The organism is Photobacterium sanctipauli, from assembly GCF_003026495.1.
GTDB classification, from domain to species: domain Bacteria; phylum Pseudomonadota; class Gammaproteobacteria; order Enterobacterales; family Vibrionaceae; genus Photobacterium; species Photobacterium sanctipauli.
Genome location: NZ_PYMA01000010.1, coordinates 123,956 through 139,921 on the forward strand (window position 1 = coordinate 123,956; position 15,966 = coordinate 139,921).

18 protein-coding genes are annotated in these 15,966 nt (G+C 51.7%); 3 read left to right on the top strand and 15 right to left on the bottom strand.

Annotation, left to right across the window (positions count from 1 at the left end; translation table 11 throughout):
- Window positions 1-40: 40 nt before the first annotated feature.
- The 4 genes from C9I98_RS16000 to C9I98_RS16015 form a co-directional block, all read right to left on the bottom strand.
- The gene (locus C9I98_RS16000) at window positions 41-1,771 is read right to left on the bottom strand and encodes an amidohydrolase (RefSeq protein ID WP_107272205.1); all 1,731 of its coding nucleotides are present in this window, start codon (window positions 1,769-1,771) and stop codon (window positions 41-43) included.
- Window positions 1,772-2,114: 343 nt separating this feature from the next.
- Window positions 2,115-3,281: a radical SAM family heme chaperone HemW gene (gene hemW, locus C9I98_RS16005; protein ID WP_036825906.1), complete on the bottom strand. Its 1,167-nt coding sequence runs from the start codon at window positions 3,279-3,281 to the stop codon at window positions 2,115-2,117.
- Between the two features lie 3 nt (window positions 3,282-3,284).
- Window positions 3,285-3,878 carry an XTP/dITP diphosphatase gene (locus C9I98_RS16010; RefSeq protein ID WP_036825907.1) on the bottom strand — a complete coding sequence of 198 codons (594 nt, stop codon included), beginning with the start codon at window positions 3,876-3,878 and terminating at the stop codon, window positions 3,285-3,287.
- 121 nt (window positions 3,879-3,999) lie between these two features.
- Window positions 4,000-4,425: a DUF4426 domain-containing protein gene (locus C9I98_RS16015; protein ID WP_107272206.1), complete on the bottom strand. Its 426-nt coding sequence runs from the start codon at window positions 4,423-4,425 to the stop codon at window positions 4,000-4,002.
- 240 nt (window positions 4,426-4,665) lie between these two features.
- On the opposite strand from C9I98_RS16015, the gene C9I98_RS16020 reads away from it, so the two are divergent.
- Window positions 4,666-5,028 carry a hypothetical protein gene (locus C9I98_RS16020; RefSeq protein WP_036825762.1) on the top strand — a complete coding sequence of 121 codons (363 nt, stop codon included), beginning with the start codon at window positions 4,666-4,668 and terminating at the stop codon, window positions 5,026-5,028.
- Window positions 5,029-5,124: 96 nt separating this feature from the next.
- Here the strand turns inward: C9I98_RS16020 and yggU are convergent, their stop codons facing one another.
- The 4 genes from yggU to C9I98_RS16040 all read right to left on the bottom strand — a co-directional run bounded on the left by yggU (window position 5,125) and on the right by C9I98_RS16040 (window position 7,627).
- Window positions 5,125-5,421, bottom strand: coding sequence for a DUF167 family protein YggU (gene yggU / locus C9I98_RS16025; protein ID WP_036825758.1), 297 nt, complete (start codon window positions 5,419-5,421; stop codon window positions 5,125-5,127).
- Window positions 5,418-5,972, bottom strand: a complete 555-nt coding sequence (locus C9I98_RS16030; RefSeq protein ID WP_036825755.1) for a YggT family protein — start codon at window positions 5,970-5,972, stop codon at window positions 5,418-5,420. Before C9I98_RS16030 ends, yggU begins: the two co-directional genes overlap by 4 nt.
- Before the next feature lie 9 nt (window positions 5,973-5,981).
- Complete coding sequence (gene proC, locus C9I98_RS16035; RefSeq protein WP_036825751.1) at window positions 5,982-6,800, bottom strand: pyrroline-5-carboxylate reductase; 819 nt, start codon at window positions 6,798-6,800, stop codon at window positions 5,982-5,984.
- Between the two features lie 125 nt (window positions 6,801-6,925).
- Window positions 6,926-7,627 carry a YggS family pyridoxal phosphate-dependent enzyme gene (locus C9I98_RS16040; protein WP_036828716.1) on the bottom strand — a complete coding sequence of 234 codons (702 nt, stop codon included), beginning with the start codon at window positions 7,625-7,627 and terminating at the stop codon, window positions 6,926-6,928.
- A gap of 23 nt (window positions 7,628-7,650) precedes the next feature.
- On the opposite strand from C9I98_RS16040, the gene C9I98_RS16045 reads away from it, so the two are divergent.
- Both C9I98_RS16045 and C9I98_RS16050 read left to right on the top strand, forming a co-directional pair.
- Entirely contained in the window at window positions 7,651-8,688 is a 1,038-nt protein-coding gene (locus C9I98_RS16045) for a type IV pilus twitching motility protein PilT (RefSeq protein ID WP_107272207.1), read from the top strand.
- 14 nt (window positions 8,689-8,702) lie between these two features.
- Window positions 8,703-9,809, top strand: a complete 1,107-nt coding sequence (locus tag C9I98_RS16050; RefSeq protein ID WP_036820763.1) for a PilT/PilU family type 4a pilus ATPase — start codon at window positions 8,703-8,705, stop codon at window positions 9,807-9,809.
- Between the two features lie 377 nt (window positions 9,810-10,186).
- Here the strand turns inward: C9I98_RS16050 and ruvX are convergent, their stop codons facing one another.
- The 7 genes from ruvX to metK all read right to left on the bottom strand — a co-directional run bounded on the left by ruvX (window position 10,187) and on the right by metK (window position 15,737).
- Entirely contained in the window at window positions 10,187-10,615 is a 429-nt protein-coding gene (gene ruvX / locus C9I98_RS16055) for a Holliday junction resolvase RuvX (RefSeq protein WP_036820765.1), read from the bottom strand.
- Complete coding sequence (locus tag C9I98_RS16060; RefSeq protein ID WP_036820768.1) at window positions 10,612-11,175, bottom strand: YqgE/AlgH family protein; 564 nt, start codon at window positions 11,173-11,175, stop codon at window positions 10,612-10,614. The genes ruvX and C9I98_RS16060 overlap by 4 nt, the downstream gene beginning before the upstream one ends.
- A gap of 139 nt (window positions 11,176-11,314) precedes the next feature.
- Window positions 11,315-12,262, bottom strand: a complete 948-nt coding sequence (gshB, locus tag C9I98_RS16065) for a glutathione synthase (RefSeq protein WP_036820771.1) — start codon at window positions 12,260-12,262, stop codon at window positions 11,315-11,317.
- Window positions 12,263-12,292: 30 nt separating this feature from the next.
- Window positions 12,293-13,024 (bottom strand): 16S rRNA (uracil(1498)-N(3))-methyltransferase, encoded by a 732-nt coding sequence (rsmE, locus tag C9I98_RS16070; RefSeq protein ID WP_036820774.1) that lies wholly within the window; start codon window positions 13,022-13,024, stop codon window positions 12,293-12,295.
- Between the two features lie 148 nt (window positions 13,025-13,172).
- Window positions 13,173-13,880 (bottom strand): endonuclease, encoded by a 708-nt coding sequence (locus tag C9I98_RS16075; RefSeq protein WP_036820777.1) that lies wholly within the window; start codon window positions 13,878-13,880, stop codon window positions 13,173-13,175.
- A 134-nt stretch (window positions 13,881-14,014) separates the two neighbouring features.
- Window positions 14,015-14,500 carry a SprT family zinc-dependent metalloprotease gene (locus tag C9I98_RS16080; RefSeq protein ID WP_107272208.1) on the bottom strand — a complete coding sequence of 162 codons (486 nt, stop codon included), beginning with the start codon at window positions 14,498-14,500 and terminating at the stop codon, window positions 14,015-14,017.
- Between the two features lie 82 nt (window positions 14,501-14,582).
- Entirely contained in the window at window positions 14,583-15,737 is a 1,155-nt protein-coding gene (gene metK / locus C9I98_RS16085) for a methionine adenosyltransferase (protein WP_036825341.1), read from the bottom strand.
- Window positions 15,738-15,966 lie beyond the last annotated feature (229 nt).

Sequence of the window (15,966 nt, forward strand, 5' to 3'; positions counted from 1 at the left end):
AAGCAGTTTATAGCTTGCTTATGCGCTTTTCCCTTGGTGGTTATATTTCTTCGGTGCTTTGGTAAATGGATTGTCCGGACTTGATGGTTTCCAGTACTTTGATGTTGCTGATTTGAGTCTTGTCGATAGTTAAAGGGTTGTCCGACAGGATAACCAAGTCCGCGAGCTTGCCTGCTGTTATTGAGCCTTTCTTATGTTCTTCATGGTTTTGGTAGGCGGCGTTGATGGTGACCGAGGCAAGCGCTTCATAGGGGGTTGCTTGTTGGTCATGCCCAAGGACTTTGCCGCTCCGTGTCACCCGGTTAACAGTGTTATACATCAAGCGAAGAATATCAGGGTCAACGACAGGCGAATCGTTGTGCGTGGTATAGGGGATGTTTAACTTGGTGGCCGAGCCTGTTGGACTGATGCGCATCGCACGCTCCTTGCCAAAGACGACATCATTATGCCAGTCGCCCCAGAAGTAGGTGTGGGCAGAGAAAAACGACGGGATCATATTGAGTTCGGCCATTCGCTCCAGTTGATCATCCCGGGTTGTTTGGGAGTGGATCGAAACCGGGCGGATTTGAGATAAGTCGGTTTGCTCATCAATCACGGCTTCCAGTGCTTCTAAGTACATATCAACTGAGGCATCGCCGTTGGTATGGACAATGAATTGGTAATTGTTGTCCAAGTAGTTACCGAGCTTGCTGATCAGGAAGTCTTTCTCCAGGGTTGGATAGCCGATGTAGCTTTTAGCTTCTCCCTTGGGAGGGGTTTTGTACGGCTTGGTCATAAAGGCGGTTCTTCCCTGGGGTGAGCCGTCCAATGTGATTTTAATACCGGCAATTCTGAAATTGTTGGTGTAGCTTTTTGCTGGCTTGTAGCCTTCCATTTTTAAGCGAGCGAACGCATCCCAAGTTGGGTAGGCCGCAATATCTAAATATAGCTGGCTCCGTTTAGCGAGTTGTTCGTAGCTTTTGATCGTGTTGTAGCTGGCCGCGCCTTCCTGTGCTGTTGTGATCCCAAAGCTGGCGTAATAATTCTGGGTTTGCTTGAAGTTGTCGATAAGCTGGCTGAGGTTGTTGGTAGGGGTCATGACCATCCGCAGTGGCTTTTTCATCGCCGTCTCTTCTAGTACGCCGTTTGGTTGCTTACTGCCTGGCTCTCGGACTATTTTTCCTCCATCTGGATCTGGGGTATTGGTATCGAAGCCGAGAAGCTCCAACCCTTTGCTGTTTACTACAGCCAGATGATAGGACGCGTGGATAATGGCAATGGGCTGGGTAGTGCTAATTTTATCTAGGTCGTGGCGGGTCGGGTGGGTGTTTTCCGCAAGCAGGGAATCATCGTAGCCAGTACCGATTAGCCACTGTCCTTTAGCGACGTCTTTGCCTTGCCAGAATTGTTCCATTTCCTTGATAAGTTGGGGGATAGAATTGCTATTCCCGATTGGTGAGGGAGCCAAGTTGGCGTAGTTCAGGGTCTGGGCAACAATACTAAAATGGCCATGGCTATCAATAAATCCAGGAACAATTGTTTTTCCCCCAAGGTCTCGGAGAGTCGTGTCTTGTCCTTGGAACTTGGCTATTTGTTCGTTGCTACCAACCGAAAGTATTACGCCATCCTTGATAGCAATGCTGCCGGCTTGCTTGAATTCGGGATCCATGGTGATGACTTGAGCATTTCGGTAGATAGTATCGGCGAATTGCTCAGTAGTCTGGGCATGGCTATAGCTTGGAGCCATAGCCAGTGCAATCAGTGCTGTCATTGGTAAGGTCTTGGTTTTCATCTTATCCCCATGTCTTTAATGGTGAGAATAAACGGCCTAAATCAGCGGCTGACAACCCATAGCAACAACTTATTCATGGCAGACAAGCTAGGCGTTAGTTTGCATTGGTAAAAGTGTGGCATTGGCTATGGCCTTGGAATTGAAGGTGCCAAAAAGTATTGCCAAGTAAAAATATAGTTTACGTTTTAATTAATGATACAAAAAGTTCCATAAAGTTGATCTTGATCGCTAGATGTCTAGGGTGACGTTAGGCGGATGGGGGGACGGATAAGTTGGATGGAGCAAGCAAGAAAGGAAAAGAGGAGGCTGACAGCGTCAGCCTCGCGAAAGATGACCGGTAGGGTTATTGCTGATCGCCCTCATCAACAAAGGCAGCCAGCAAGTCATTGAGAAACAGCTTGCCGTGCTCGGTGATCTGCCACTCTGTGCCCAGATCTTCCAAGTATCCCTTGCCGAGAGCCCACTCGATAGGCTGCTCGATGGTACTCACCGGTAGGCCGGTACGATCGATATAATCTTGCTTGGGGCATGACTCTAGCAGTCTGAAGCGGTTCATGAAGAACTCGAAAGGACGCTCGCTAGCTGCGACAGAGGTCGCTTGATCCAAGTAGGGCTTTGCCGGGTTGAGGTAGCCTCGGGGATGCTTCACCTTGACTGTACGGGTTATGGTACCGTCGGCAAAGCTGATTTTGCCGTGGGCACCGCAACCAATACCGAGGTAGTCGCCAAAGCGCCAGTAGTTGAGGTTATGGCGGCACTGTAGCCCCGGTTTGCTATAACCCGAGATCTCGTATTGGACATAACCGGCTTCGGCCAAGAGCTGGTGGCCCTGCTCGAAGATATCCCAAAGATCATCGTCGTCCGGAAGTACCGGAGGTTTCGAGTAGAACAGGGTATTCGGCTCGATAGTTAGCTGGTACCAGGATAGGTGAGGCGGGTTTAGGGCAATAGCTTGCTTCAGGTCGGAAAGCGCATCAGCAACACTTTGATCCGGTAGGCCGTGCATCAGGTCGATATTGAAGCTGTTTAGTCCGGCTTCTGTCGCCAGCTGGGCGGCCTTGATAGCCTCCTGGCTGCCGTGGATCCGACCGAGGCGCTTTAGCTTCTCGTCTTGGAAGCTTTGGATACCGATGGAAATACGGTTGACGCCAACCTCGCGGTAGGCGGTAAAGCGGCCTGCTTCCACTGTCCCCGGGTTGGCTTCCATGGTGATTTCGATATCGTCACTGAACGGGATCCGCTGGCTTACGGCCTCAAGCAGGCGGCCGATCTCCGGTGCGGAGATCAAGCTCGGGGTGCCACCACCAATAAAGATAGAATGGAGCTTACGGTTGTCTTGCTGCAGGTTGTAAGCTGCCAAGTCGGTATCCAAATCCTCAATTAGGGCATCGATGTAATCGAGCTCTGGGATCTCGGCTTTCAGCGCGTGTGAGTTGAAGTCGCAATATGGGCACTTCTGCACGCACCACGGGATGTGGATATACAGGCTGAGTGGTGGTGGAACTAGCATCGCTTATGCTTCCTTCAGGGCAGCAAACAGTTTGGCGAGTGCCTTGCCGCGGTGTGACAATTGTTTTTTGCGCGCAGGCTCAAGCTCTGCGGAGGCGCACTGATCTTCCGGTACCCAGAATACCGGATCATAGCCAAAGCCGTTCTCACCATGTGCTTCAGTTAGGATGCTGCCTTCCCAGCTGCCGTGGCAAACCAGCGGGGTTGGATCGTTCTCGTGGCGCATCATTACGAGTACGCAATGGAAACGCGCAGTACGCTGCTCGGCAGGTACGCCTGCCATTTCTTTTAGTAGCTTCTCTAGGTTTTCCTGATCTGATGCGTCTTCGCCTGCAAAACGCGCAGAGTAAATGCCCGGCGCGCCTTTTAGGTAGTCCACTTCGAGCCCTGAGTCGTCAGCGATGGCCGGTAGACCGGTTTCTTTGGCGGCATGGCGTGCCTTGATAATGGCATTCTCGATAAAGGTTGTGCCTGTTTCGGCCACAGAAGAAACGTTGTAGTCACTTTGGGCGACAACATCAAAGCCAAAGTCAGCCAGCAGGCTTGCCATTTCTTTTACTTTGCCCTGATTACCAGTAGCCAGTACCAATTTGCTCATCTCAGTTCCTCGACGGGTCGTTATGCTGGTGGGATCACCGAATTGGGCGCTATCTTAACCGACTGCCCGGAAATTAAAAGAGGGGCGTTTAGCCCCTCCCTGTGTCGTTGTGCTCTATGGGCTAGTCGACATAGAAAGTTTGCTTGAAACCGATATTGCCCTTGGTGCCGTTTTGCGACACATCGATTGAGAAGTTGAAGCTCTCCTCGTTGGCGTGCTTGAGCTCTGCGATGTAGTAGATGGCTGCACCTTCCCTGATTTCACGGAACGACAGGTTCTTTACGTTGCCGATGAGGTTTTTGGCTTGGCCGGTTAGCACTGCCGGAACCGCTGGCTTGCCTTCCAAGTTGGTATCAAGCACGGTGACGTTCACGACAGCGGAATAACGGCTGCGCTGGATCTTGTAGTTGCTGGCAATTTCCGGGGTTAGGAAGGTCGATGGGAAACTGGAGTAATGTACTTCTAGGTTACCGATATTTTTAAGTTGTTCGGCCTGAACCGGCAGGGCTGCCAAGGTAAGGAGTAAGGCGCTGAGCAGGGCTTTCATTGTGTTATCTCCAGTGGGTTAGCTGTGTTTCGCTATAGATTTAGTTTCGGTCACTTTTTCTCGATTCACCACAAGCTTTGTTATCAGTATTGGATGTGCTTGCATTGATCTCTTGTCATTGTACCGAAGTTTTTCACTTCAGGTTTGATAAAGCAATCTTGCGGAGTCACTCTTTTAGTTCTAACTCGTTAATTTTGAAAGCTGAATTGTGTCAACAACAGGGATGCCGTAGGGGAGTGCATGTTTAAACCACAAGGGAATATAGCAGCTGGAAACCCACAGGAAGAGGCACAGCGCCACCAAACCATGATTGTCGATGCGATGGGGTTTTGCTACCTCATTGTGCCTTATGGTCAGGCTGTCGATAGCAATTTGGGACAGGCGCAAAGGTGCTACAACAATATTTACAGGGCAAGTTTATTATTGCACTCGCACCATGATGGCTGGGGGCGTAGGTTTAACTTGCGCAAGCTCTACGCCCGGCTCTTGAATCCTGCTTTGCTCCATCATAAATCGGATAAGGAGCTGGGTAATGAGTTGAGCGCACGTATTGCCTGCGGGGAGCTGCAAGTTTACCGGGTTGGTAACCTGCTGACGCCATAACGACCAGCAGTAAGCGGAATGGTATCTCTGTGGGGAGATACAGCAAGGCCGAGTCTGAGACTCGGCCTTGGTATTAGCTCAAAAGATCAACAGCCCCTAGGCTAGCAGTGCGGAGATCGCTTCGGGGACCTCGCGCGGGCTCTCGATTCGGACTTGCTTGTGACGGCCTAGTTCGCCCTTTTCAATGTTCACCTGCCCCTTGGCTACCTTGAATTGCTTCGACAGGTATTTGGCTAAGTGCGCATTGGCCTTGCCGTCGACAGGCGGTGCGGTGATAGCGATTTTAACTTCATCACCATGCAAGCCGACGATTTGGTCGCGACTGGCCTTGGGCTGGATATACAGCCTGATCACCAAGTCATCGCCCTGGCGAGAGACCGCCTCTATGGTCATAGCTGGTACCAGATCGGGCCAACCATGTCGCCAATGAGGAAGTTCGCAAACTGCAGGCCGATAAACAGAACCAGTACGCTTAGATCCAGGCCACCCATTGCCGGGATAATACGGCGGATCGGCGCAGTTAGCGGCTCTGTTAGCTGGTGCATCACGTATTCAACCGGGCTGCGGCCTTGGCTAACCCAGCTCAGGATTGCGCGTAGCAATAGTACCCAGAACAGCAGGCCACCAGCGGCTTTTAGTAGCGATAGCGCACCAACCCACAGTAGATCAGGGCTGAACATCAATGCGCCGCCCAGTACTAATTGCAGCACAATGAACTTACCCATGCTCAGCACGTAGGCAAACAACAGGGTTGCTACATCCAACGAGCCGATAGACGGAATAATACGGCGCAGCGGTGCCACAACTGGCTGGGTCGCTTTTACAATGAATTGCGAAAACGGGTTATAGAAGTCTGCACGTGCCCACTGGAGCCAGATGCGTAGCAGGACGACCATGATGTAAAGGTCAAACAGGGTGCTGACCAAAAAACCAATTGAATTCATATCTTAACCTTAAAATAACTTTTCCATTTCTTCCGCGCGAGTCACGGCAGCACGCATTGCTTTCGCTACGGTATCACTAAGTTGGTGCTCGTTAAAAGTACGGATTGCTTCAGCAGTGGTTCCACCTTTCGATGTGACTTGCTCACGCAATGTCGATAGTTCGATATCAGGGTTGGCAACCACCATCTCTGCCGCGCCAAGGGCGGATTGTTGCACTAGCTCGCGAGCAGTTTCAGGGCTGAAGCCTTGCTTAATCGCCTCGGCTTGCATCGCTTCCATGAACAGGAAGAAATAGGCCGGGGCGCTACCTGCTGCGGCAATGATACCGTTAATATCACTTTCTTGCTCTACCCAGCATGCTTTACCGACAGCTTGCATTAAGTTTTCGGCAAAGGTCTTGTCACGACTGTTCAAGCCCTCAGAGGCAAACAGCCCGCTCATGCCCTTGCCGATCAGCGATGGGGTATTTGGCATCACCCGCACTAGGTTAAGGTTGGTTGCCAGCATCTCGTTGAGCCTTGAGGCGCTGATCCCTGCCGCGATGGAAATCACCAACTTGCCAGAAAAGTCGAGGATTTGTAGCGGTTTGCAGACTTCTTCCATCAGCTGTGGCTTGACGGCAAGTACCACAACATCGGCCTCGGAGGCAGCTTGCAGGTTGTTGTCGGTGGTGTGGATGCCGTAGTCTCGGGCGAGTGGCTCACGGCGTGCAGAGCTAGGCGCTGTTGCAGTGATTTTATCCGGGGCATAACCACTGGCGGTTAGGCCAGCGATGATAGAGCGGGCCATGTTTCCTGCACCGATAAAGGCAATTGCGCGTTGTTCCATGTTCAATCCTTATTAAAATTATTGAGGGCCGGGAGCCTTTGGAGTGGCTGCCAGTACCCACCTGTCCGTTATTGTGTTTATTCTCGTTGTGTTTTCGTCGCTTATGATGGCTTCTGGGATATCTTCTAGGAGTAGTCCCGGGCACCAAAAATTGCCGTGCCGATGCGTACTATTGTACTGCCTGCGGCGACGGCTGCATCTAAATCACCGCTCATTCCCATAGAAAGGGTATCGAGTTGTGGGTGTGTTTCTTTCAGTTTGGCTTGCAGCTCGGCCAGTTGGGTAAAGGCGGCCAACTGGCTGTCGTAATCCTCTGCTTTTTGCGGGATTGACATCAGGCCGCGTAAAACCAGATTGGGCATTTGGGCAATTTCATCTGCCGCGGCAAGGATTTCGTCGTTATCCAATCCCGACTTGCTGGCTTCGCCACTGGTGTTGACCTGCAGCAAGATGTTAAGCGGTGCCATCTCTGCCGGGCGCTGCTCGCTGAGGCGGCGGGCAATTTTTACCCTGTCGACGGAGTGAACCCAGTCAAAATGCTCCGCGATCGGGCGGGTTTTGTTGGATTGGATTGGGCCGATGAAGTGCCAAGTGATTGGCTGCGGGTAACTATCCGAGGCAAAGTGCTGGACTTTTTCGACCCCTTCCTGGACATAGTTTTCACCGAAGGCGTAATGGCCGGCGGCAATTGCGTCCTCGATGGCAGCGATGGGTTTGGTCTTGCTTACCGCCAGTAGTTGCACGGAATCGGCGTTTCGACCGCATTTTTCTGCTGCAAGGCCAATCTGGGAGATGACCTGTTCAATATTTTGCTTGATACTACTCATAATTGATTCTGTGGGGAAAATTTATGGATATCACCGAACTACTGGACTTTAGTGTAAAGCATAATGCATCTGATCTGCACCTTTCTGCGGGCGTTCCGCCAATGATCCGTGTTGACGGTGATGTCAGAAAGCTCAGCTTGCCTGCATTGGAGCACGGCGAGGTGCACCGATTGATTTTTGACATTATGAATGATGCTCAGCGTCGTGAATACGAGGAAAGGCTCGAAGTTGACTTTTCTTTCGATTTACCTGACGTAGGTCGCTTTCGAGTCAATGCTTTCCAGCAGGCCCGCGGGTGTGCGGCGGTGTTTCGAACCATTCCGGTGACTATCCCTACGCTTGAGTCACTCAATGTGCCCGATGTGTTCTACCAAATTGCCCAGTGCCAACGGGGCTTGGTATTGGTAACCGGGGCGACGGGCTCGGGTAAGTCGACCACCATCGCAGCCTTGGTCGATTACATCAATGAGAACTTCAACCGCCATATCCTGACTATTGAGGATCCGGTTGAATTTGTCCATACCGGCAAACGCTGCCTGATCAACCAGCGTGAAGTCCACCGCGATACCCATAGCTTCCAGAACGCCCTGCGATCGTCTTTGCGTGAAGATCCGGATGTGATTGTTGTCGGTGAATTGCGAGACAAGGAAACCATTAGCTTGGCGTTGACAGCAGCTGAAACCGGCCACCTAGTGCTGGGGACGCTGCACACCAGTTCGGCGGCCAAAACCGTGGACAGGATCATTGATGTCTTTCCTGGCAACGATAAGGCGATGGTGCGCTCGATGCTGTCGGAGTCGTTGCGCGCGGTGGTGTCGCAGAATTTATTGAAGTGCATCAGCGGGGGCCGTATTGCCGCCCATGAGGTGATGATGGCGACCCCGGCCATCCGTAACTTGATCCGCGAAGATAAAGTCGCGCAGATGTATTCGATGATCCAAACCGGCTCGGCGCTTGGGATGCAAACCATGGAGCAGAGTGTCAAGATGCTGGTGGCGCAAGGCTTGGTTGAGGCCGAGGAAGGCCGACGCGTGGTTGATAGCAGCTTTATCCAGATTTAATCAAGGGTGGTCGTATGACTTTACAAGATGCGCTGAAAGAGATGGTCAGCAGCAAGGCGTCAGATCTTTATATTACAGTGGATTCGCCGAGTTTGCTGCGGGTGGATGGCAGCCTTCATGCCATTGGCGATATTCTCGACCGTACTGCGGTTGACGGCATGTTTGCCGAAGCGATGGATGAGGCGTTGCAACACGAGTTCAATACGACCAAGGAGGCGAATTTTGCCTTGGTGCGTGGTGAGTACCGTTTCAGGGTGAGCGCCTTTTGGCAGCGTGAATTGCCGGGCATGGTGATCCGCCGGATTGAAACCGAGATCCCGGATATCTTTAGCCTGAACTTGCCGATGGACATGCAGAAGATGGCGCTGGCCAAGCGTGGCTTGGTATTGGTGGTCGGGGCGACGGGGTCGGGGAAGTCGACGTCGATGGCGGCAATGACCGGATACCGCAACGCCAATCGCAGTGGGCATATCCTGACGGTAGAAGACCCGATTGAGTTCGTTCACAAGCACAACAAGTGCATTGTGACCCAGCGGGAGGTTGGCTTGGATACCGAGAGTTATGAGGTTGCATTGAAAAACTCGTTACGCCAAGCGCCGGATATGATCCTGATTGGCGAGATCCGTACCCCGGAAACCATGGAGTACGCAATGAACTTTGCCGAAACGGGCCACCTGTGTATGGCAACCCTGCATGCAAACAATGCTAACCAAGCGCTCGAGCGTATCTTGCACCTGGTGCCGAAAGAGCGCCGGGAGCAGTTCTTGTTTGATTTGTCGCTCAACCTCAAATGCATCCTTGCCCAACAGTTGATCCCAGATGCCCACGGCGCAGGGCGTCATGGTGCTTTTGAGCTGCTGTTAAATACCCCCCGAGTGGCCGATCTGATCCGCCGCGGTGAGTTGCATGAGATCAAAGAGGCGATGGCAAAATCCAATGAGTCGGGGATGATGACGTTCGACCAATCCCTTTACGACCTCTATAGCGCCGGCAAGATCACCGAGCAGGACGCGCTTCACCACGCCGATTCCGCCAATGATTTACGCTTGATGATCAAAGTCGGTAGTAAGAACCAACTAGGCAACAACACCCTTGATGGGGTGACGATCGATATGGGCTAGCCTTGGCCATGGGCTACGAACCATGGGCCATATCGGTATGGTAAATAGTAAAAGGTTTATGGCAGGTATAAAGCATTGGGGTTGTAATGATCCTAATGCTTTTTTTTATGATCGCTATTGGTTAGATGGTTGATCTTAAATGGTTTTAAAGAGCGATGAAAATGCAGTGATCAGCGATATGAGCTTTTGGGTTCAAAGTGTCCAAAAGCTGTACAAGCTGATCAGCCCTTATCCCGCTTGGATCTTTTGCTGTCAATTATGTGTTGCTGAGCAGCTGCTCTGCTTTTATTTGATCTTGGATTGAAAAGCTGTACGAGGGGGAGGGGGATCAATGTCCACCTAGATCCCAATGAGCCTAGGTGGAGAAAGGCCGGCGGTTATCCGTATTGCTGTTCAAACCAGCTTTCGAGGATCACCACTGCCGACTGGGAGTCGATATTGCCTTTGCTGAGGTTGCGGTAGCCGCCTTGCTCAAACAGATCGGCACGGGCTTCTGCTGTGCTTAAGCGTTCGTCGTGCAATTCAACTTGGCAGCCAAAGCGGCCATGCAGGCGATTGGCAAATTTCTTTGCCCGCGGGGTGATGGCTTCCAATTCGCCGCCGTGAAGATCAAGCGGCAAGCCTACTACCACTAAATCAGGTTGCCATTCCTTGAGGATCTTTTCTATTTCGTCCCAGTTAGGGATCCCATCTTTGGCCTTTAAAGCGGCGAGTGGGTTGGCTGTGCCGGTGAGTTCTTGGCCGATAGCAACACCAATGCTCTTGGTGCCGTAATCAAAGCCTAATACGCTGCGTGAGTTACTCATGCATGTCCTTTATCAATGGAAAGGTGGGCGGAGCTGATCCCCAGTTGCGCAATGGCTTTGTGCCAGCGTTCGTTTACCGGGGTATTAAACACAACATCTGGGTTAGCCTCGGTGGTTAACCAAGAGTTTTCAGCCAATTCTTGCTCTAATTGTCCGGCATCCCAGCCTGCATAGCCAAGGGCGACAAGAAAATTGTCCGGTGCTTCGTGAGTGCCGAGTAGCGACAGGATATCTTTCGAGGTTGTGACCGACACATCGTCGGTAATGTCGATGCTCGAGCTGAAGTTTTTGATCCGGTTATGGAGCACGAAGCCGCGATCGCTCGAAACCGGCCCGCCGTTAAATACCGGTTGCTCAAGGCTTGATGGGTCTTCAACAGGAAGGTCACGCTCAATTTCTATTTGTTCGAGCATGTTGCCCACCGAGATCTCAATCGGCAGGTTGATGACGATACCCATGGCACCTTCGTCATTATGCTCACAGATATAGACGACACTTCCTTTAAAATTAGGGTCTTGCATGCTTGGCATGGCAACCAGAAAGTGATTGGTCAGATTCATTGGTGTGCACCTACTACATACGCTGTTACTAACAGTATGCCGACTAATTGACAGAATTGGTAATAAAACGCAGCCGAGTAGGCTGCGTTATTCATGCTAGCATGTGCCACGAATACGTGGCACAAATTAGCTTTGGTTGTTAAGCCTTGATACGGCGCTCAATGGCATCCATCAGCTTGCCGGTGATAGAGATATCGAAAGCGGCTTCGATTTCGCGGATACAAGTTGGGCTAGTGACGTTGATTTCTGTCAGCTTGTCGCCAATTACATCCAGGCCAACGAAAATTAGGCCTTTTTCTTTCAGTACCGGTGCAACCGTCTCGGCAATCTTGCGGTCGGTTTCGCTGATCGGGCGTGCTTCACCGCGGCCACCCGCTGCCAGGTTACCACGCGTCTCGCCTTTGGCCGGGATACGGGCCAAGCAGTAAGGCATTGGTTCGCCGTCTACCACTAGGATACGCTTGTCGCCATTGCTGATATCTGGCACGAAGGTTTGTGCCATGCAGTAGTTTTGGCCGTGGTTGGTCAGGGTTTCGATGATCACCGATACATTCGGATCGCCCTTCATGACACGGAAGATAGACGAGCCGCCCATGCCATCAAGTGGCTTGAGGATCACATCGCCGTGCTCTTGGTGGAAGGCTTTGATCTTATCGTCGCGGCGCGTCACGATAGTGGTTGGCGTTAGCTCCGGGAACCAAGCCGTGAACAACTTCTCGTTGCAGTCGCGCAGGCTTTGCGGTTTGTTGACGATCAACGCCCCTTCGTTTTCGGCGCGCTCTAGGATGTAAGTCGCGTAGATGTACTCGGTGTCGAACGGTGGATCTTTGCGCATCAGTACGGCATCAAGATCTGACAGTGCGATCTCTTGCTCGCTGTGGAATTCGAACCAGCCATTAGGATCTTCTTTCAGGCTTACCACGCGGGTACGGGCAACGGCTTTACCTTGCTCCAGTGATAGGTCGTTCATTTCCATATAGTGGATTTCCCAGCCTCGGCGCTGAGCTTCCATCATCATGGCAAAGCTGGAATCTTTCTTGATGTTGATAGACTCAATAGGGTCCATCACGATACCCAGTTTGATCATTGGTTTCTCCTAGTTAGTGTCCCGTCGGGGTTAGCCCAAATCGCCGAAGCGAACTTGCAAGGCGGTGATCGCCGTCATGGCCGTGGTTTCGGTGCGCAGTACGCGTGGGCCAAGCAGGATCTCATCAAATTTATATTCTTCCGTCATGCTGATCTCTTCAGCAGACAGGCCACCTTCGGGGCCGATCAGCAAACGTACTTTGCTAACTGGCGCTGGCAGGGTGTTAATCGAGTAGTGGGCGCGTGGGTGAAGGTTCAGCTTAAGGCCGTCGTATTCTTCGGCACACCAGTCTTCCAATTTCATAACCGGACGAATTTCCGGCACCACGTTGCGGCCGCATTGCTCACAGGCCGCGATGGCAATTTTCTGCCATTGGGCGAGTTTCTTTTCAAAGCGCTCGGCATTCAACTTAACGCCGCAGCGCTCTGAGATGAGCGGGGTAATGGTGTTCACACCCAGCTCAACAGACTTTTGAATGGTAAATTCCATTTTCTCGCCACGAGAGATCACCTGGCCAAGATGGATATCCAGCGGTGATTCGATGCTGTTTTCGCGGCGGCCCTGGATGTCCACTTCCACGCTTTTCTTGCTGGCGTTGGTGATCACGGCCGGAAATTCGGCATCGCTTCCGTCAAAAAGCAAGATTTCCTGACCAGCCTGCATACGCATAACGCGCCCGACATGGTTGGCAGCATCATCGCTGAGCATGATTTTCCCCGAAGCAGGCAGTGCCTCGGGATGATAAATTCGTGGGATTCTCATGGCTATCTTATAACCTGTTGGTTTTTATCTCGGGGCATTATATACCCAATACACCCAAGTTACTTCAAGGTGGTCGGGTATATAAGTAATGGGGGGTAGTCCGCCCGATCACAAGGGGAAGAGCGAACTAATCATCGACATTGGGTACTTACCAACCGATTTCACGGCAGGCTTCAAGCACATAGGGGTTATGGTTGTCCTGAACCTTGGCAATTCGGCGGTCACGCTCGCATTCCCACTCGGAAACCGGGTAGCTGCGGTTCCACGCCTCCATCAATTGGCGCTGCTGGCGCGAAAGGCTGAACGGGTACGTGTCGCTCATGTACAAGTAGGTACGGGCAATCGCCCCTCGGCTTTGCTCAGGCGGGTCTACCCGGCGCTGCTTGAAATCGACTTTCATCTCGCACTGGCCATAAAAGGCACCTTGGTTGCCGTTCCAAGGTTGAAAGCTGTAGTTGGAGCGGTCGCCATTGACCTCGCCGATAGCCGGCACTAAATTGTGCAGATCCGCTTCCATCATACGGAAGTTTTTATTCTTGCCGCATGCTTTGCGCCCGCCTTGTTGCCAGCACTGGAGCTGGTGGCCAAATTGCCACGCGGGTACCACATGCTCCCACTCGATGCGGTTTGCCCGGCGCTCTTGTTTGCGCACTTCATAGCCGCAACTGGCGAGGTTGGGGATCCCTTTTTTGCCCTGCCATTCAATATCACACCCACAATAAAAGCTGGTGGTGTAATCATGGTAAATCTCTTTTACCGCGATGGTTTTGGCTCGGCCGAATGAAGAGGGAGGGGCGGCATTGGCGATAGCCGGTAGCAATAGGCCAAGTGCCAAGCAATGGATTGGACGAAGCATGAGGGTCCTTTAAAACAGCAATTTATGCTCCAAGCGTATCATTGATGCTGTTTTTTAGAACCACTGCACAGAAAGTTTTTTATCAGTTGCAGGTTGTTGCGAATGGATAGGGGTAATTAGCGGTACGAGGGATGTTAGCTAGATTGTAGCTGCAATGGGCTATTGCACTGACGGCAGCGGTAAATTGCCTGGCCGCGCTGTACCTTGTTGTGGCGGCGGACCGTCAGTTGGTGCTCGCTGCATTGGCACTGGTAGGTGAAGGTATTGCCCTGTACCGAGCTGACATCGAAGCTGTGGGTGGTGCGCGGCGGCACGCCAAACACCTCGGCCATGATGATTTGCCATTCCCTGCCGTGGGGGCGAACCTTGCCAAACAGTTTGAACACCACCAGGTGGGCCACTTCATGGGGAACCACTTCGTTCAGGAAGGCGTCGGGGTTTTCCGCCAGCAATACCGGGTTGAAGCGCACTTCCCAACCTTGCAGGCGGGCGCTACCGGCAATTTTTCCCCGTTGCCTAAAGCTGACGGCTGGCATCGCCATGCGCTTGTTGAGGCGCTGGTTGGCTTGGGCGATGCATTGCTTTACGCGATCGGTAACTTGGTTTTGCAGGGCGGTCATGTTCTTTCCAAGGCTTGCTGGTGGATGGCATGAAACAAAAAAGGAAGCCGAGGCTTCCTTTTTCAAATCAATGCGGGGTCGCTTACTTGATGTTAGCGAAGTCGCGCAGGATGTCTGCTTTGTCGGTTTTTTCCCAAGGGAATTCTTCACGACCGAAGTGACCGTATGCCGCCGTTTTCTGGTACATAGGCTTCAGCAGGTCAAGCATTTCGATTAGGCCGTATGGGCGTAGGTCGAAGTGCTGGCGTACCGCTTCAACGATGATGTCGTGAGATACTTTTTCAGTACCAAACGTTTCGATCATGATAGATGTTGGATCAGCAACACCGATAGCGTAAGAAAGCTGAATTTCACAACGGTCAGCCATGCCAGCAGCGATGATGTTCTTCGCTACGTAACGTGCTGCGTATGCCGCTGAACGGTCAACTTTCGATGGATCTTTACCAGAGAAAGCACCACCACCGTGACGCGCTGCACCACCATAGGTATCTACGATGATCTTACGGCCAGTTAGACCACAGTCACCCATTGGGCCACCGATAACGAAACGGCCTGTTGGGTTGATGAAGTACTTGGTGTCTTTGTTTAGCCACTCTGAAGGCAGTACTGGCTTGATGATTTCTTCCATTACTGCTTCTTGCAGTACAGGTAGCTCGATGCTGTCGCAGTGCTGAGTTGATAGAACAACAGCGTCGATACCAACGATTTTGCCTTGGTCGTAGGCAAAAGTTACCTGGCTTTTCGCATCAGGGCGAAGCCAAGGTAGGGCACCGTTCTTGCGCACTTTAGCTTGACGCTCTACAAGGCGGTGAGCGTAAGTGACAGGCGCAGGCATCAGTACGTCAGTTTCGTTAGTCGCGTAACCGAACATGATACCTTGGTCACCAGCACCTAGGTCGCGCGGGTCTGCGCGGTCAACACCTTGGTTGATATCTGGAGACTGCTTACCGATAGCGCTTAGTACCGCACAAGAGTTAGCATCAAAGCCCATGTCAGAGTGAACGTAGCCGATTTCGCGTACTGTTTCACGTGTGATTTCTTCGATATCAACCCAAGCAGAAGTCGTGATCTCACCACCAACCATTACCATGCCGGTTTTTACGTAAGTCTCACACGCAACACGTGCTTTAGGATCTTGTTCTAAGATCGCATCCAATACTGCATCAGAAATTTGGTCAGCAATTTTATCTGGATGGCCTTCTGATACTGACTCAGAAGTAAACAGGTGCTTCGCCATGAGCGCTCCCATAAATATTGATTGATAATGTAGGGCTCTATAAAAAAGAAAAAGCATCATATAGATGCATACGGATATACGTTTGTATGTATAGAGCTACCTCCGTCTAGACGTCTATTCTACTCACTGGCGATTGAAAAGCAACACCGCAATCAGTGCGGGTATGGTTTTGCGATTGAGCAAACGTTTCCCCTGTATAGCTTTTATTACAGGCGGTTGGCGGGCGCAC

Bases quoted from the DNA above. Each gene is read 5' to 3' on its own strand.
- C9I98_RS16075 (WP_036820777.1), bottom strand. From the start codon at position 13,880: ATGCTTCGTCCAATCCATTGCTTGGCACTTGGCCTATTGCTACCGGCT.
- C9I98_RS16030 (WP_036825755.1), bottom strand. From the start codon at position 5,972: ATGAATTCAATTGGTTTTTTGGTCAGCACCCTGTTTGACCTTTACATC.
- C9I98_RS16015 (WP_107272206.1), bottom strand. From the start codon at position 4,425: ATGAAAGCCCTGCTCAGCGCCTTACTCCTTACCTTGGCAGCCCTGCCG.
- proC (WP_036825751.1), bottom strand. From the start codon at position 6,800: ATGGAACAACGCGCAATTGCCTTTATCGGTGCAGGAAACATGGCCCGC.
- C9I98_RS16020 (WP_036825762.1), top strand. From the start codon at position 4,666: ATGTTTAAACCACAAGGGAATATAGCAGCTGGAAACCCACAGGAAGAG.
- yggU (WP_036825758.1), bottom strand. From the start codon at position 5,421: ATGACCATAGAGGCGGTCTCTCGCCAGGGCGATGACTTGGTGATCAGG.
- C9I98_RS16010 (WP_036825907.1), bottom strand. From the start codon at position 3,878: ATGAGCAAATTGGTACTGGCTACTGGTAATCAGGGCAAAGTAAAAGAA.
- C9I98_RS16050 (WP_036820763.1), top strand. From the start codon at position 8,703: ATGACTTTACAAGATGCGCTGAAAGAGATGGTCAGCAGCAAGGCGTCA.
- C9I98_RS16060 (WP_036820768.1), bottom strand. From the start codon at position 11,175: ATGAATCTGACCAATCACTTTCTGGTTGCCATGCCAAGCATGCAAGAC.
- hemW (WP_036825906.1), bottom strand. From the start codon at position 3,281: ATGCTAGTTCCACCACCACTCAGCCTGTATATCCACATCCCGTGGTGC.
- C9I98_RS16000 (WP_107272205.1), bottom strand. From the start codon at position 1,771: ATGAAAACCAAGACCTTACCAATGACAGCACTGATTGCACTGGCTATG.
- gshB (WP_036820771.1), bottom strand. From the start codon at position 12,262: ATGATCAAACTGGGTATCGTGATGGACCCTATTGAGTCTATCAACATC.
- metK (WP_036825341.1), bottom strand. From the start codon at position 15,737: ATGGCGAAGCACCTGTTTACTTCTGAGTCAGTATCAGAAGGCCATCCA.
- C9I98_RS16045 (WP_107272207.1), top strand. From the start codon at position 7,651: ATGGATATCACCGAACTACTGGACTTTAGTGTAAAGCATAATGCATCT.
- ruvX (WP_036820765.1), bottom strand. From the start codon at position 10,615: ATGAGTAACTCACGCAGCGTATTAGGCTTTGATTACGGCACCAAGAGC.
- rsmE (WP_036820774.1), bottom strand. From the start codon at position 13,024: ATGAGAATCCCACGAATTTATCATCCCGAGGCACTGCCTGCTTCGGGG.
- C9I98_RS16080 (WP_107272208.1), bottom strand. From the start codon at position 14,500: ATGACCGCCCTGCAAAACCAAGTTACCGATCGCGTAAAGCAATGCATC.
- C9I98_RS16040 (WP_036828716.1), bottom strand. From the start codon at position 7,627: ATGAGTAGTATCAAGCAAAATATTGAACAGGTCATCTCCCAGATTGGC.